The sequence below is a fragment of the Roseateles sp. L2-2 genome, assembly GCF_050613215.1.
Classification (GTDB): Bacteria; Pseudomonadota; Gammaproteobacteria; order Burkholderiales; family Burkholderiaceae_C; genus Roseateles; species Roseateles noduli.
Genome location: NZ_CP192509.1, coordinates 5,945,724 through 5,961,062 on the forward strand (window position 1 = coordinate 5,945,724; position 15,339 = coordinate 5,961,062).

Below are 15,339 nucleotides of genomic sequence, written 5' to 3' on the forward strand. Positions count from 1 at the left end.
TTCTTCAAGAGGCTCTGCCACTGACCCGACCCTCACCCCTGCCCTCTCCCGCAGTGCGGGAGAGGGAGTAAGAGGGGCGCTGGTGTGGCCCCCTCTCCCGCACTGCGGGAGAGGGTGGGGGTGAGGGTCGGCGCAGTACGCCTACGCCTCGTCCATCAGCGGCAGCACCGCCTGCTTGAGCCGATCGCGCGCCAGTTCGTATTCGGGGAACACGGACTTCACCACGGCCCAGAAACGCGGGCTGTGGTTCATCTCCTTGAGATGAGCAAGCTCATGCGCGACGACGTAGTCGATCAGCGCCGGCGAGAAGTGGATCAAGCGCCAGTTGAGCCGGATCATGCCGTCGGCGCTGGCGCTGCCCCAGCGCGTCTGCGCGGAGGAGAGTCGCAGCCCCGTCATCGTGACGCCCAGCGGGCCGGCGAAGTGCCGGCAGCGCAGTTCGAAGCGCTGCCGGGCCTGGCGCTGCAGCCAGGCCTGCACGGTGTCGCGGATCTGGTCGGGGGTCGCGTCTTGCGGCAGGCCGAGGTAGAGCATGCGGCGCGGCACCGTGGCCAGCGTCGGCTGCGGGTCGGCCTGGCCTTCGTCGAGCCGTGCGCCCGTCAACGACGGGTCGAGCACGACGATCAGCGGTTCGCCCAGGTACGGCAGGCTGCAGCCGTCGCCCCAATGGACGCGGGCCGCCTGCGTGCGCCGCGCGCGTTCGCGCTGCTCGACGAGCTTGCGCAGGATCCATTCGCCCTTCTGCTGCAGCGCCTTGTCGATGTCGCCCAGCGGCACCCACTTGGGCGCAGACACGCGCAGGCCGTCCTCGCTGACGGTGAAGCCGATGCTGCGGCGCCGCGCGCGCTTGAGCTCATAGGGAATGGACTGCCCCTGGAGCAAGACCTGACGCGTGGAGGCGCCGGCGTCGCCGCGGGATCGCGGCGTCGGCGCCAGCGGCTCCGGCGGAGGCAGCGGAGACGTCGTCGGGTGGACGGGCTGGGGCTGGGGCTCGCTGTCGAACAGCGACAACTGCGTGAAGCTGTTCAGCAGCGCGCCCAGTCCCCGCAGCTTGGGAGGCAGCATGGACAGCGAGTGTAATCAGACCGCCGCCGGCGCGGGCGGCGGCGCAGGAGGAGCCGGGGGCGCGGGCGGCGCTTCGGTCGGCGCTTCGGTCGGCGCTTCAGGCAGGCTGCCCGACGCGGCGGCCGGATAGGCCGCCGGGTCCAGCACCCGCATCTCGGTCTCGATCCAGGCCTGCACTTCCTTCATCAGCTCGGCCGGCGCGCGACCGGTGCTGGGGATCATGGGGCCGATGGACACGTCGATGGTGCCGGGTCTCAACAGGAAGCTCTTGCGCGGCCAGCAGCTGGCGGAGTTCATCGCGATGGGCACCACCGGCACGCCGGTCTCGACCGCCAGGCGCGAGCCGCCGGTCTTGTAGTCGCCGGCCTTGCCGCGCGCCACGCGCGTGCCTTCCGGGAACATGATGATCCAGTTGCCCAGCGCCGCGATGCGCTTGCCCTGCGCGGCCACCTTGTTCCAGGCCTCGCTGCGCTTGCTGCGGTCGATGTGGATCATGTCCAGCCGCGCCATCGACCAGCCGAAGAACGGGATGTAGATCAGCTCGCGCTTGAACACGTAGGCCAGCGGACGCGGCATCAGCATCGGGTAGGCGAAGGTCTCCCAGGTCGACTGGTGCTTGGACAGCAGGATGACCGACTGCTTCGGATCGGTGGGCAGGTGCTCCATGCCGCGCACGCGCCAGTGCACGCCGCAGATGAGCTTGGCGCCCCAGATCGCGATGCGCAGCCAGTTGGCGCACATCCAGTAGAGCTGGGTGCTGTTCAGGAACAGCGAGCAGAGCACCACCGCGCTGCCCCACGGAATGACCGTGACGATCAGGTAGACGACGAAAAGGATGGAACGCAGCGCAATGAGCATCAGCCCAGTTCTCCAGGAGCGGTATCGGGTTCGGCGGATTCGCCCCGCGCTTCGGCGCGGGCGCGGCGTTCCGCGTGGATGAGGGTTTCGGCGAAGGCCGCCAGGTCCTGGTGCACGCGCGAGCCGGGCACGAGCGCGATCTGCTCCTGCAACTGCGCCTCGTCGACGCCGGACAGCCGGTCGCCGCGCACCAGGTGCGGCACGCAGCCGGCGTTGTGCGCCGTCTGCAGGTCGCGCACGCTGGCGCCGACCATGTGGACGTTCTTCAGGTCGACGCCGAAGCGCTCGCCGATCTGTTCGATCAGGCCCGGCAGCGGCTTGCGGCAGTTGCAGTTGTCTTCCGGCGCATGCGGGCAGAAGAACGCGGCGTCGAGCCGGCCGCCCTTCTCCGCCAGCAGCTGGTTGAGCCGCAGATGGACCGCGTTCAGCGAGGCCATGTCGATCAGCCCGCGGCCGATGCCCGGCTGGTTGGTCGCCATGACGGTGTGCCAGCCGGCGTGGTTGAGCCGCGCGACGGCCTCGAGCGCGCCGGGCAGCGGCTCGAGTTCCTCGGGCGACTTCACGTGGTCGTCGCGGTAGCGGTTGATCGTGCCGTCGCGGCCCAGGATCACCAGTTTCATGCCGTGCGGATGGTCGGACCGGGTAGGCATCGGGTTCTCCAGTGGACTGCGCTTGGACGAGGGCGGGTCAGACGGCCAGGCGCGACAGGTCGGCGACGCGGTTCATCGCCTCGTGCAGCTGTTTGAGCAGCGCCTGGCGATTGGCGCGCAGCGCGGGGTCCTCGGCGTTGACCATCACGTCGTCGAAGAAAGCGTCGACCGGCGCCTTCAGCGCGGCCAGCGCCTTCAGCGAACCGGCGTAGTCGTGCTGCTCGAACAGCGCGTCGGCCTGCGGCTTCACGCCGGCCAGCGCGTCGGCCAGGGCCTTCTCGGCGGCTTCGGTCAGCAGTGCGGGCTTCACCTCGGTCGGGAGCTCGCCCTCGACCTTCTTGAGGATGTTGCCCACGCGCTTGTTGGCCGCGGCCAGCGAGGCCGATTCCGGCAGCGCCGCGAAGGCGCGCACCGCGCCCAGGCGCTTGGGCACGTCGCCCAGCCGCGCCGGGTTCAGTGCCAGCACGGCATCGACTTCCTGGGCGCTGTAGCCCTGGTCGCGCAGGCTGACCGCCAGGCGGTCGGCGAAGAAGCCCAGCAGCGGCTCGCTCGGATCCTGGATCAGCTCGCCGAACGCGGGCAGCGCGCCCTCGATCAACTCGGGCAGCGACAGGTGCATGTGGTTCTCGACCAGGATGCGGATCACGCCCAGCGCATGGCGGCGCAGCGCGAACGGGTCCTTGTCGCCGGTGGGCAACTGGCCGATGCCGAACAGGCCCACCAGCGTCTCCAGCTTGTCGGCCAGCGCGACGACGGTGCCGGTGTGGTTGCGCGGCAGCGCATCGCCGGCGAAGCGCGGCTTGTAGTGGTCCTCGATGGCCTTGGCGACGCCGTCGCGCAGGCCTTCATGGCGCGCGTAGTAGCCGCCCATGATGCCCTGCAGCTCGGGGAACTCGCCGACCATGTCGGTCAGCAGGTCGGTCTTGGCCAGCAGCGCGGCTTCCTTGACCTTGCTGTCGAGCATGTCGAACTCGTCCTTGGCCTCCGCCGTGTACGGGTGCTGGGCCATGCGCAGCTGGTTGACGATGGTGTGCGCGATCGCGCGGACGCGCTCGGCGCGGTCACCCTGGCTGCCGAGCTTGCCGTGGTACACGACCTTGCCCAGGCCCTCGACGCGCGAGGCCAGCGTCTTCTTGCGGTCCTGGTCGAAGAAGAACTTCGCATCGGCCAGGCGCGGGCGCACGACGCGCTCATTGCCTTCGACGACCTTGGAGGCGTCGTCCGGATGCACGTTGCTGACGACCAGGAAACGGTGGGTCAGCTTGCCGTGGCCGTCCAGCAGCGGGAAGTACTTCTGGTTGGCCTTCATCGTGAGGATGAGGCACTCCTGCGGCACGGCCAGGAATTCAGGCTCGAACTGGCACGAGAGCACGTTGGGCAGCTCGACCAGCGCGGTCACTTCGTCCAGCAGCTCGGGCGCGTCGATCGGCGTCAGGCCCAGCGGCTCGGCCTGCGCCTGCAGCTGGCGCACGATCTCGTTGCGGCGCTGCTCGAAGGACGCGATCACGCGGCCTTCCTCGCGCAGCTGCTGCTCGTAGGTGTCGGCGCTCTTGATCTCGATCGAGGCGACGGTCGTCTCGAAGCGGTGACCGCGCGTCGTGCGGCCGGACGTCAGACCCAGTGCGGCGACGTCGATCAGCTCATCGCCATGCAGCGCGATCAGGCCGTGGGCCGGGCGGACGAACTTGACGTCGCTCCAGCCGTCGGCCAGCTGATAGGTCATGACCTTGGGGATCGGCAGCTTGGCCAGCGCTTCGTCCAGCGCCTTCTGCAGGCCGTCCTTCAGCGTGACGCCGGCGACGACGGTGTCCAGGAACAGCGCCTCGGCCTTGCCGTCCGGCGCGCGCTTCAGGCTGGGAACGACCGAGGCGTCCGCGCCGACCGAGGCCAGCTTCTTCAGCAACGCGGGCGTCGCGTTGCCCGACGCGTCCAGCGCGACGGCGACCGGCATCAGCTTCTGCTGCACGGCGCGGTCCGCGGCCTTGGCGCCGACGCCGGTCAGGTGCACGGCCAGGCGGCGCGGCGTGGCGAACGCGGTCACCGCGGCGCCGGCCTCGGCCAGGCCCTGCGCCTTCAGCGAGTCGGCCAACACGGACGAGAACGCCTCGCCCAGCTTCTTCAGCGCCTTGGGCGGCAGTTCCTCGACAAACAGTTCGACGAGCAGGTTCTTCGTGGTCATGCTGGGGTGTTCCTCGTCGTCTCAGGCGGCGGTCTTCTTTTCAGAAGCCTTGTCAGCCTTGGCGGCCGCCTCGGCGCTCTTCTTCTCGATCTGCGCGATCACCTCGTCCGCCCAGTCCTTGGGCGCCATCGGGAAGCCCAGCCGCGCGCGGCTGTCCAGATAGCTCTGCGCCACGGCGCGCGCGAGGTTGCGGATGCGGCCGATGTAGGCGGCGCGCTCGGTCACGCTGATCGCGCCGCGCGCGTCCAGCAGGTTGAAGGTGTGGCCGGCCTTGAGCAATTGCTCGTAGGCGGGCAGCGCCAGGTGCGCGTCCATCAGGTCCTTGGACTTGCGCTCGTACGCGCCGAAGGCGTTCAGCAGGAAGTCGACGTCGCTGTGCTCGAAGTTGTAGGTCGACTGCTCGACCTCGTTCTGGTGGAACACGTCGCCATAGGTCAGGCCGTCGGTGTAGACCAGGTCGTACACGGACTCCTTGCCCTGCAGGTACATCGCCAGGCGCTCGAGGCCGTAGGTGATCTCGCCCGTGATGGGCTTGCAGTCGATGCCGCCGACCTGCTGGAAGTAGGTGAACTGCGTCACCTCCATGCCGTTGAGCCAGACCTCCCAGCCCAGGCCCCAGCAGCCGAGGGTGGGGTTCTCCCAGTCGTCCTCGACGAAGCGGACGTCGTTCTTCTTCAGGTCGAAGCCGAGCGCCTCCAGCGAGCCCAGGTAGAGCTCCAGGATGTTGGCCGGCGCGGGCTTGAGCACGACCTGGAACTGGTAATAGTGCTGCAGGCGGTTCGGGTTCTCGCCGTAGCGGCCGTCCTTGGGGCGGCGGCTGGGCTGGACGTAGGCGGCCTTCCAGGGCTCGGGACCGAGTGCGCGCAGGAAGGTCGCGGTGTGACTGGTGCCCGCGCCGACTTCCATGTCGTAGGGCTGCAGCAGGGCGCAGCCCTGCTGGGACCAGTACTCCTGCAGGCGGAGGATCAGTTGCTGGAAAGTCAGCATAGGGACGTCGGGCCGTCGGCGGCGCGTTGGGGAAAACCGACCGATTCTATGTGCGCCCCGAGGCGCGCACAGGCGTCGCGTCGCGAGGGCACGCCCGGTCAGGCGAAGCGCTTCGAGGGCAACGTTTCACGCGAAGCGCGAAGCGCCCTGACGTCGGCGGACCAGCACCGGCAGCACGCCGAGCGCGGCCAGCGCCCACAACGGCCACAGGCCGAGCGTCGACAACCAGCGCGCGTACGGCGTGACACCGCTGCGTCCGTCGACGCTCACTTCCAGCACGCCGGCCTGTTCCGGCGGCAGCCGCTCCAGCACGCGGCCGCGGTGGTCCACGTGCGCCGTGGCGCCGGTGTTGGTGGCGCGCACGATCGGCCGCTGGAACTCCAGCGCCCGCATCTGCGAGAACTGCAAATGCTGGTCCTGCACCATGCGCGGTCCGAACCACGCCAGGTTGCTGACGTTGACGAACACCGTCGCGGCGGGATCGCCGCCGTCGAGCGCACTGGCGACGACATCCTCGCCGAACAGATCCTCGTAGCAGATCAGCGGCCGCAGTCGCTGGCCCGCGAAGGGCAGCGCGCGCTCGTGCTGGCCGCTGGCCTGGTCGTCCAGGGGAATGTTCATCGCCTTGACGAACCAGTGGAAGCCCGGCGGGATGAACTCGCCGAAGGGCAGCAGGTGACGCTTGCCGTAGTCGTAGCGCTGCGCGAAACCGATGCCCACCAGCGAGTTGACGAAGCCGTCCGTCGTGTTGCCCAGGAAGGTGCCGAGCAGCAGCGGCCGGGTCTCGGCGTCGTGGCGCAGGCGCTCGACGTGTTCGTCGTCGAGGAAGGCCAGCGGCACCGGCAGCACCGACTCGGGCGTGATCACGACCTGACCCCGCGCCGTCCGGATCAGCGCGATCAGCTGGTCCAGGTTCTGGTCGAAGCGCTCGCGATCGAACTTCTGGTCCTGCGGGATGTTGGGCTGCACCAGCGACACGGTCAGCGTGCCGGTGGACCGGGTGAAGTCCTGCGGCAGGAACTGCCCCGCGACGATGCCCGCGACGAGCGTCCCCAGCAGCGCCCAGCGCCGCAGCGCCAGCGCCGCCGCCACGAGCGCGGCCAGCGCGGTGATGCCGTAGACGCCGATGTAGGGGGCGAACGCGGCCAGCGGGCCCTGCGCATGCGCGTAGCCGCTGGCGATCCACGGGAAGCCGGTGAGGATGGTGGCGCGGGCGAGCTCCGCCCCCAGCCACAGCGCGGCGAAGGCCAGCGCCCGTCGCCACGGCGCGGCGCCGGCCGACCAGCGCGCGGCCAGTCCCATGCCGGCGGCGTAGTAGATCGAGAGGAACAGCGCCAGGGCCAGCACCGCGAGTGCGGACACGGCCGCGGGCAGGTGCCCGAAGTCGTGCATGCTGATGTAGAGCCACCACAGCCCGGAGGCCAGCCAGCCCACGCCGAACAGCGCGCCGGTCAGCGCGGCGCGACGCGGCCGCTGCCCGTCGCAGGCCCGGATCAGCCAGGCGAGCGCGAGCGGCTGCAGCCACCAGGCCGGACTGGGCGAGAACGAGGCCGTCTGCAGAACGCCCGCCAAGAACGCCAGTGCCAGCGCCAGGGCGGGACGGCCCCGCCAGGAAACCCCTGGTCGCATCAGCCGCTGTGGTCGTCGGCTTCGGAGGCCGGCGCGCGGGTCACCTTGAACCAGCGCACGGCGCCGCCGCGGTTGATCATCACCGAGAAGCGCAGGCCGGCCACCTCGACCGTCTCGCCGCGGCGCGGCACGCGGCCGTGCTCATGCGCGACCAGGCCGCCGATGGTGTCGAACTCCGCCACCGACAACGACAGCCCGAAGGACTCGTTGACCGCGGCCACATGCGCATCGCCGGCGACGCGGTAGCTGCCGTCGGCCAGCGTGTAGATCCCGGCGTCGCCGTCGCCGACGTCGAATTCGTCCTCGATCTCGCCCACGATCTCCTCGAGCACGTCCTCGATGGTGATCAGCCCCGCCGTGTTGCCGAATTCGTCGATGACGATGGCCAGGTGGTTGCGGTTGGAACGGAAATCGCGCAGCAGCTCGTTCAGGCCCTTGCTCTCGGGCACGAAAACTGCCGGGCGCAGGAGGGCGCGCAGGTTCAGTTCCGGCGCGCGCTGGAGCTTGAGCAGGTCCTTGGCCAGCAGGATGCCGATGATGTTGTCGCGCTGGCCGTCGTACACCGGGAAGCGCGAGTGGCCGGTGTCGATGACGTTGGCCAGCAGGTCGTCCGGGGTCCACTGGATGTCCAGCAGGTCCATCCGCGGCGCGGCGACCATCACGTCGCCGGCGCTGAGTTCGGCCATCCGCAGGACGCCCTCGAGCATCTGGCGCGATTCGGGCGCGATCAGATCGCGCTCCTCCGCTTCGGCGAAGTTCTCGATCAGCTCGCTGGTCGAGTCGGGGCCGGGGTGCAGGAATTCGAGCACGCGGTCGATGAGACCGCGCTGGTCGTTGCCACGCCCGCCATGTTTGGCGGGCCGACTAGGCTGGGGTTCAGACACTGGGGTGTGTGCCGGTCGTTGATGAGGCGCCAGAATAACCGATTGACATTGACATTCGCTTGAAACACAGTCATCCGCCCTCAGTTAGCGGGCCCAGGCTTCCCTTACAGATTGGTCTTCACCATGTCGTCCGTCCCTGATACCGCCGCCGCGCAAGCTTCCGTCGCCAGTCCCGCCACGGGCCTGATCCCCGCCACCATCCTCACGGGCTTCCTGGGCTCGGGCAAGACCACGCTGCTCAAGCGCGTGCTGACCGAGGCGCACGGCCAGAAGATCGCCGTGATCGAGAACGAGTTCGGCGAGGAGAACATCGACAACGACATCCTCGTCAGCGAGACCCAGGAGCAGATCATCCAGCTGAGCAACGGCTGCGTCTGCTGCACCATCCGCGAGGATCTGCGCACCACGCTGGCCGATCTGGCCGCGAAACGGCGCAAGGGCGAGCTGGACTTCGAGCGCGTCGTCATCGAGACCACCGGCCTGGCCGATCCCGGCCCGGTCGCGCAGACCTTCTTCATGGACGACGAGATCGCGGAGACCTTCCTGCTGGACTCGATCCTGACGCTGGTCGACGTCAAGCACGCCAACGACCAGCTCGACACGCGCCAGGAAGCGCGCCGCCAGGTGGGCTTCGCCGACCAGATCTTCCTGAGCAAGACCGACCTGGTCGACGCCGCGTCGGTGGAGGCGCTGTCGCACCGCCTCAAGCACATGAACCCGCGCGCGCCGCTGTCCAAGGTGCACTTCGGCGAGGTGCCGATCAAGGACGTCTTCGACCTGCGCGGCTTCAACCTGAACGCCAAGCTGGAGATCGATCCGGAGTTCCTGTCCGTGGACGACCACGACCACGACCATGCGCACGGGCACGATCACGGCCATGAAGGCCACGACCACGCCCCGGGCGAAGCCTGCAACCACCCGCACCACCATCACCACGACGACGACGTCAAGTCCTTCGTCTTCCGCTCGGAGCGGCCGTTCAATCCGGCCAAGCTGGAGGACTTCCTGGGCGCGATCGTGCAGGTGTACGGTCCGAAGATGCTGCGCTACAAGGGCGTGCTGAACATGAACGGCACCGACAAGAAGGTCATCTTCCAGGGCGTGCACCAGCTGATGGGTTCGGATCTCGGTCCCAAGTGGCTGCCGGATGAAAAGAAGGTCAGCAAGATGGTGTTCATCGGTATCGATTTGCCGAAGGACATCCTCATGCAGGGGCTGGAAGGCTGTCTGGCTTAGTGCCACACTGAATGATGGTTCACAGCCATCGCTGGCGCGGCGGCGGAGGTGGCTACAATCCGCCGCGCCCGAACCAGGCCCCTGCGCCACCGGCGGGAAGCCCCGGCTTCTCATGTCGAGCAGGTATAAAGAGCCGCTAGGAGAGTGAACGTGAGCAAGACCCCGGCCTCCAAGACCGCAGCGACCAAGACGCCAGCCAAGGCGTCGAAGGCCGCCGCGGAAGGCAAGTCCGCCGACGCGGACGCGCCCGACAGCACGGTCTCACTGCTGGACAGCCCCGTCCGGCCCTCGACCCCGACATCAACGAACCAGAACAGCCGACCTGCCGTGAAAGCCGATCCCAAACTCTCCTCTGCCTGGAAAACCAAGGCCGGTGCCGAACTGTCCGATGCCGAAGTGCTCGCGATGCCCGACACCGAATACATGAACGACAAGCAGGTCGACTTCTTCCGCGCCAAGCTGACGCAGCTGAAGGAAGACATCCTGTCGAACGCCGGTGAAACCACCGAGCACCTGCGCGAAGACACCTCCATCGTCCCCGATCCGGCCGACCGCGCCACGATCGAGGAAGAACACGCCCTGGAGCTGCGCACCCGCGACCGCGAGCGCAAGCTGCTGAAGAAGATCATGCAGTCGCTGCAGCGCCTGGACAGCGGCGAGTACGGCTACTGCGACGAGACCGGCGAGCCGATCGGCCTGGGCCGGCTGATCGCCCGCCCGACGGCGACGCTGTCGCTCGAAGCGCAACAGCGCCGCGAGCTCAAGCAGAAGATGTTCGGCGACTGAGTCGCCCGCATCCCCCAGAATCGGGAAGTACCGCCAGTACCACCGCCAGCACCACTGCCACTACTGCGATAAGCAAGGTCCGCGTGAGCATGTCCGACCCCAAAGACGGCACCAAAGAAGGCGAGAGCTTCTTCCGCAAGGTGGCGCGTTTCGTCGCCAATCCGACGACCGACTGGGCGGAGATCAACTCGCGCCAGGACGACCCCGAGGCCGACGCCGCCAAGGCCGAGCTGCGGGCGATGGTGGAGCGCAAGCGCCGCAACGACTTCGTGCGCAAGCGCGAGCTCGACATGCTGCGCAAGATCCGCCGTGAAGGCCTGACCCCCGAGCAGCTGGCCGCCCTGGGCGGCCACGCGACCTCGGGCATCGACGAACTGGGCCGCATCAGCGAGATCCAGGGCGTGCGGCGCGACGACGGCACGGTGAAGGCCAAGATCGACCAGATCGAGCAGCAGATGGTCGGCGAGGGCTTCGTCCCGACGCAGGTCCAGAGCCAGCATCCGCCCGGGTTCTTCGAGACCAGCACCCGCCCGGTCAACTTCGCGGCGACGCAGCCGGCGGACCAGATCGGCCAGGTCGGCGCGCGGGTCTCCGACTACGCCCCGCCGGCGGAGATCGAACGGCTGGACCTGTCGCCCGCGCCCGCCGCGGCCTCGATGGGCGGCGGCATGGCGCCGCCGACACCGGCCGGCGCGCCGGCGCCGATCCCCGAGCTGAAGAAGGAGATCCCGACGCTGAGCTTCCGCGTCGCGGATCCGCAGGTCGAAGTCAGCGAGGTCGTCCACGACGCCGAGCTGGACGAGGCGGTCATCGCCTTCGCCAACGCCGACTACGAGCACTGCGAACGCAGCCTGATCGACCTGACCCGCCAGGGCGGCGCGCGTCACCAGCACGCCGAGACCTGGCTGGTGCTGTTCGACCTGTACCGGGCGACCGGCCAGCAGGGCAAGTTCGAACATCTGGCCAACGACTACGCGCAGCAGTTCGGGCTGTCGTCGCCGCAATGGTTCTCGCTGCCTAAGCTGGTGGCGGAAGCCGTGCAGGCGGAACGCGCCCCGCGCGGCCGCGCGAGCAGCGTGTCCTGGACGACGCCGGAGTACCTGGACGTCGAGGCCGTGACGCAGATGCGCACGCGCTGCGAGAACCTGCCGATGCCGTGGGTGATCGACTGGGCGCCGCTGCGCCAGATCGACATCGAGGCCTGCGCCAAGCTGCGCGACCTGTTCCGCGCCTGGGCGCAGCAGTCGCTGGACCTGCGCTGGCTGTCGGGTGACCACTTCTTCCAGGTGCTGCGCGAGCAGGCGCCGGTGGGCAGCCGCGACGCGGACCCCATCCTCTGGATGCTGCGCCTGGAAGCGCTGCGCCTGGCCAACCGCCCGGACCAGTTCGACGAGGTCGCGATCGACTACTGCGTGACCTACGAGGTCTCCCCGCCCAGCTGGGAGAAGGCGCTGTGCCACGTCCGCATCAGCGGCAATGCGCTGTCGACCAGCTCCCCGTCGTCCATCCAGCCGGCGGCGATGGACACCGGCATCGCGTTCCTGGAATCGACGATGACCGACGCGGTCAACACGGCGGCCCTGATGGAACTGTCCGGCCAGCTCAGCGGCGACATCAGCGAGACGCTGGCGTTGATGACCGAGCAGCTGGGCGGCGCCTCGCTGGTGACCATCGCCTGCCCCAAGCTGATCCGCCTGGACTTCATGGCCGCGGGCGACCTGCTGAACTGGGTGCTGGCGCGCCGCAGCGAGAACCGCTCGGTGCTGTTCACCGATGCGCACCGGCTGGTGGCGCTGTTCTTCGGCGCGATGGGCATCAACGAACACGCCCGGGTCAAGGTCCGGCACGTCTGACGCCGTCGGCAGCATCGACCTGCACGTTCAACCGACGCAGCAACGGGGCCTCTGGCCCCGTTGCGCTTTCAGATGTCCGATCATCGACCCCAACATCGACATCCACATCGACATCCGCAACCGGCATTCGCACACGCGACGCCGCAGGCTTTTCCTCACCGTCCCCTCACCTTGTGATTCCCGCCAGGGAACCCACGTGAGACTGTCATGACACCCGACGTCCAGCCTTTGTCGACGTCGCCTCACAGGTCGGAATCCTCATGTCTCAAGACCACTCCTCCCCGCTGCCGCCGTACCACGGCACCACCATCGTCAGCGTGCGCCGCGGCAACCAGGTCGCGATCGGCGGCGACGGCCAGGTGACGCTGGGCACCATCGTCGTCAAGTCGACGGCGCGCAAGGTGCGCAAGCTCCACAAGAACCAGGTGCTGGCGGGCTTCGCCGGCGCGACGGCGGACGCGTTCACGCTGTTCGAGCGCTTCGAGGCCAAGCTGGAGAAGTACGAGGGCAACCTCGTGCGCGCCGCCGTCGACCTGACGCGCGACTGGCGCACCGACCGCGTGCTGCGGCGGCTGGAGGCGATGCTGGCGGTGGCCGATCGCACCTCGTCGCTGATCATCACCGGCAACGGCGACGTGCTGGAGCCCGAGCAGGGCATCGTCGCCATCGGCAGCGGCGGCGCCTACGCGCAGGCGGCGGCCAAGGCGCTGCTGAACCACAGCGAGCTGAGCGCGGTGGACATCGTCAAGCAGTCGCTGGTCATCGCCGGCGAGATCTGCATCTACACCAACGGCAACCACACGATCGAGGTCCTCGAATGAACAGCCACGCAGCGCCGGGCCGTCCCAAGCAAGTGGCCATCCCCTCGGGGGATCGGTCGATGTACCCATCGAACGAGGGGCTCCCATTCAGCCACGCAGCGCCGGGCCGTCCCAAGCAAGTGGCCATCCCCTCGGGGGATCGGTCGATGTACCCATCGAACGAGGGGCTCCAATGAGCAGCAGCATGACCCCGCAGGAAATCGTCTCCGAACTCGACCGGCACATCGTCGGCCAGGCCGATGCCAAACGCGCCGTCGCGATCGCGTTGCGCAACCGCTGGCGGCGCCAGCAGGTCGACGAGAAGTTGCGCGGCGAGATCACGCCGAAGAACATCCTCATGATCGGTCCGACGGGCGTCGGCAAGACCGAGATCGCGCGCCGCCTGGCCAAGCTGGCCGATGCGCCCTTCATCAAGGTCGAGGCGACGAAGTTCACCGAGGTCGGCTACGTCGGCAAGGACGTGGACAGCATCGTGCGCGACCTGGTCGACATCGCCGTCAAGCAGGAGCGTGAGCGCCAGATGCGCTTCCAGCGCGCGCGGGCCGAGGACGCGGCCGAGGAGCGCATCCTGGACGTTCTGGTGCCGCCGCCGCGGTCCTCGACCGGTTTCGCGCCGGCGGCGACGGAGACCGGCGGCGCGGACAACACCGCGCGCCAGGTCATGCGCAAGCGCCTGCGCGAGGGCACGATGGACGACAAGGAGATCGAGATCGCGCTGACCGAGGCCAAGCCCTCGATGGAGATCCTCGGGCCGCAGGGTATGGAGGAGATGGCCGAGCAGCTCAAGGGCCTGTTCTCGCAGATGGGGCAGGAGAAGAAGACCACGCGCAAGGTCAAGATCGCGGAGGCGCGCAAGCTGCTGGTCGAGGAAGAGGCCGGCAAGCTGGTCAACGAGGACGAGATCAAGACGGCGGCGCTGGCGCTGGCGCAGGACAACGGCATCGTCTTCATCGACGAGATCGACAAGGTCGCGACGCGCAGCGAGCACAGCGGCGGCGCGGACGTGTCGCGCCAGGGCGTGCAGCGCGACCTGCTGCCGCTGGTCGAAGGCACGACGGTGAACACGAAGTACGGGATGGTGAAGACGGATCACATCCTGTTCATCGCCTCGGGCGCGTTCCACCTGAGCAAGCCCAGCGACCTGATCCCCGAGCTGCAGGGCCGCTTCCCGATCCGGGTGGAGCTGAAGTCGCTGTCGGTGGGCGACTTCGAGGCCATCCTGTCGAGCACCCATGCGAGCCTGGTGAAGCAGTACCAGGCCTTGCTGGCGACGGAAGGCCTGACGCTGGAGCTCAGCGCCGACGGCATCCGCCGTCTGGCGCAGATCGCCTACGAGGTCAATGAGCGCACCGAGAACATCGGCGCACGCCGGCTGGCGACGGTGCTGGAGCGGCTGCTGGACGACATCAGCTTCGACGCGCACAAGCACGCCGGCAAGACGGTGACGATCAACGGCGCGCAGGTCGACGAGAAGCTGGGCGCGCTGGCGCAGGATGAGGATCTGAGCAGATTCATTCTTTGAGCCAAGGGGTCAGAATGGCGCCATGAGCGCCCTTCCCTCCACCGACATCTCCGTCATCCCCGAGCCCGCCCGCGCGGAGATCCACGCGCGACTCCGGACCGCCGAATCCGAGCACCGGGTGCGCGTGCTGCTCGCCGTCGAATCCGGCAGCCGCGCCTGGGGCTTCGCGTCGCCCGACAGCGACTTCGACGCGCGCTTCATCTACGCGAACCGGACCGAGTGGTACCTCTCGATCGGCCTGGAAGAACAGCGCGACGTCATCGAGTACCCGATCGTCGACGACATGGACATCAACGGCTGGGACCTGCGCAAGGCGCTGCGTCTCTTCCGGAGTTCCAATCCCGGCTTCGTCGAATGGATCCAGTCGCCGATCGTCTACGAGAGCAGCACCAGTTTCCATGCCCGGGCGCGGGAGCTGTTGCCTGTCGTGTATTCGATCGTGCGCGGGATCCATCACTACCGCAGCATGGCCAAGACGACTTTCCGGTCGCATCTGCAGGCTGACGAGGTCAAGCTCAAGAAGTACTTCTACGTGCTGCGCCCGCTGCTCGCGGTCCGGTGGCTCGAACGCGAAAGGCAACCCGCCCCCATCGAGTTCCACCGCCTGCTGCAGACGATCGATGACGCCCCGGAGGTGCTCGCGGCCATCCACGATCTCGTCGAACTCAAGAGGAACACGCCGGAGTTCGGCCTGTCCGCACAAGTCGTGCCCATCCAGCGTTTCATCGAGCGCGAGCTGGACAGGATCGAAGCCTTGGAGCTGCCGATCAACGATCGCCCGGAAGTCGAGCCCTTGCTGTCCGAGCTGTTCCGCGACGTGCTGCGAGAGTGCTGGGAAAAGGCTTGAGCAGCCGGCCAGGCGCCGTGCC

The 15,339-nt window shown here is 68.3% G+C and carries 13 protein-coding genes; 6 read left to right on the forward strand and 7 right to left on the reverse strand.

What is annotated here, in order from left to right; genetic code table 11:
• Nucleotides 1–141: 141 nt before the first annotated feature.
• The 7 genes from ACQZ13_RS26510 to ACQZ13_RS26540 all read right to left on the reverse strand — a co-directional run bounded on the left by ACQZ13_RS26510 (nt 142) and on the right by ACQZ13_RS26540 (nt 8,252).
• Nucleotides 142–1,065, reverse strand: coding sequence for a M48 family metallopeptidase (locus tag ACQZ13_RS26510; RefSeq protein ID WP_431048830.1), 924 nt, complete (start codon nt 1,063–1,065; stop codon nt 142–144).
• 15 nt (nt 1,066–1,080) lie between these two features.
• Nucleotides 1,081–1,923 carry a lysophospholipid acyltransferase family protein gene (locus ACQZ13_RS26515; RefSeq protein ID WP_431048831.1) on the reverse strand — a complete coding sequence of 281 codons (843 nt, stop codon included), beginning with the start codon at nt 1,921–1,923 and terminating at the stop codon, nt 1,081–1,083.
• A complete protein-coding gene (gene gmhB / locus ACQZ13_RS26520) occupies nt 1,923–2,573 on the reverse strand; it encodes a D-glycero-beta-D-manno-heptose 1,7-bisphosphate 7-phosphatase (RefSeq protein WP_431048832.1) in 651 nt (216 codons plus the stop codon). Before gmhB ends, ACQZ13_RS26515 begins: the two co-directional genes overlap by 1 nt.
• Before the next feature lie 37 nt (nt 2,574–2,610).
• Nucleotides 2,611–4,752: a glycine--tRNA ligase subunit beta gene (gene glyS, locus ACQZ13_RS26525; protein ID WP_431048833.1), complete on the reverse strand. Its 2,142-nt coding sequence runs from the start codon at nt 4,750–4,752 to the stop codon at nt 2,611–2,613.
• A gap of 21 nt (nt 4,753–4,773) precedes the next feature.
• Complete coding sequence (glyQ, locus tag ACQZ13_RS26530) at nt 4,774–5,739, reverse strand: glycine--tRNA ligase subunit alpha (RefSeq protein ID WP_088404700.1); 966 nt, start codon at nt 5,737–5,739, stop codon at nt 4,774–4,776.
• Between the two features lie 126 nt (nt 5,740–5,865).
• Nucleotides 5,866–7,368 carry an apolipoprotein N-acyltransferase gene (gene lnt, locus ACQZ13_RS26535; protein ID WP_431048834.1) on the reverse strand — a complete coding sequence of 501 codons (1,503 nt, stop codon included), beginning with the start codon at nt 7,366–7,368 and terminating at the stop codon, nt 5,866–5,868.
• A complete protein-coding gene (locus ACQZ13_RS26540) occupies nt 7,368–8,252 on the reverse strand; it encodes an HlyC/CorC family transporter (RefSeq protein WP_431048835.1) in 885 nt (294 codons plus the stop codon). Before ACQZ13_RS26540 ends, lnt begins: the two co-directional genes overlap by 1 nt.
• A 123-nt stretch (nt 8,253–8,375) precedes the next feature.
• Between ACQZ13_RS26540 and ACQZ13_RS26545 the strand changes: the two genes are divergently transcribed.
• The 6 genes from ACQZ13_RS26545 (at nt 8,376) to ACQZ13_RS26570 (ending at nt 15,317) form a co-directional block, all read left to right on the forward strand.
• Entirely contained in the window at nt 8,376–9,488 is a 1,113-nt protein-coding gene (locus tag ACQZ13_RS26545; RefSeq protein WP_431048837.1) for a CobW family GTP-binding protein, read from the forward strand.
• A gap of 150 nt (nt 9,489–9,638) precedes the next feature.
• A complete protein-coding gene (gene dksA, locus ACQZ13_RS26550) occupies nt 9,639–10,274 on the forward strand; it encodes an RNA polymerase-binding protein DksA (protein ID WP_431048838.1) in 636 nt (211 codons plus the stop codon).
• Between the two features lie 89 nt (nt 10,275–10,363).
• A complete protein-coding gene (locus ACQZ13_RS26555; RefSeq protein WP_431048839.1) occupies nt 10,364–12,127 on the forward strand; it encodes a hypothetical protein in 1,764 nt (587 codons plus the stop codon).
• A 284-nt stretch (nt 12,128–12,411) separates the two neighbouring features.
• Entirely contained in the window at nt 12,412–12,948 is a 537-nt protein-coding gene (gene hslV / locus ACQZ13_RS26560) for an ATP-dependent protease subunit HslV (protein ID WP_431053405.1), read from the forward strand.
• 184 nt (nt 12,949–13,132) lie between these two features.
• Nucleotides 13,133–14,470 (forward strand): ATP-dependent protease ATPase subunit HslU, encoded by a 1,338-nt coding sequence (hslU, locus tag ACQZ13_RS26565; RefSeq protein WP_431048840.1) that lies wholly within the window; start codon nt 13,133–13,135, stop codon nt 14,468–14,470.
• Between the two features lie 22 nt (nt 14,471–14,492).
• The gene (locus ACQZ13_RS26570; RefSeq protein ID WP_431048841.1) at nt 14,493–15,317 is read left to right on the forward strand and encodes a nucleotidyltransferase domain-containing protein; all 825 of its coding nucleotides are present in this window, start codon (nt 14,493–14,495) and stop codon (nt 15,315–15,317) included.
• Nucleotides 15,318–15,339 lie beyond the last annotated feature (22 nt).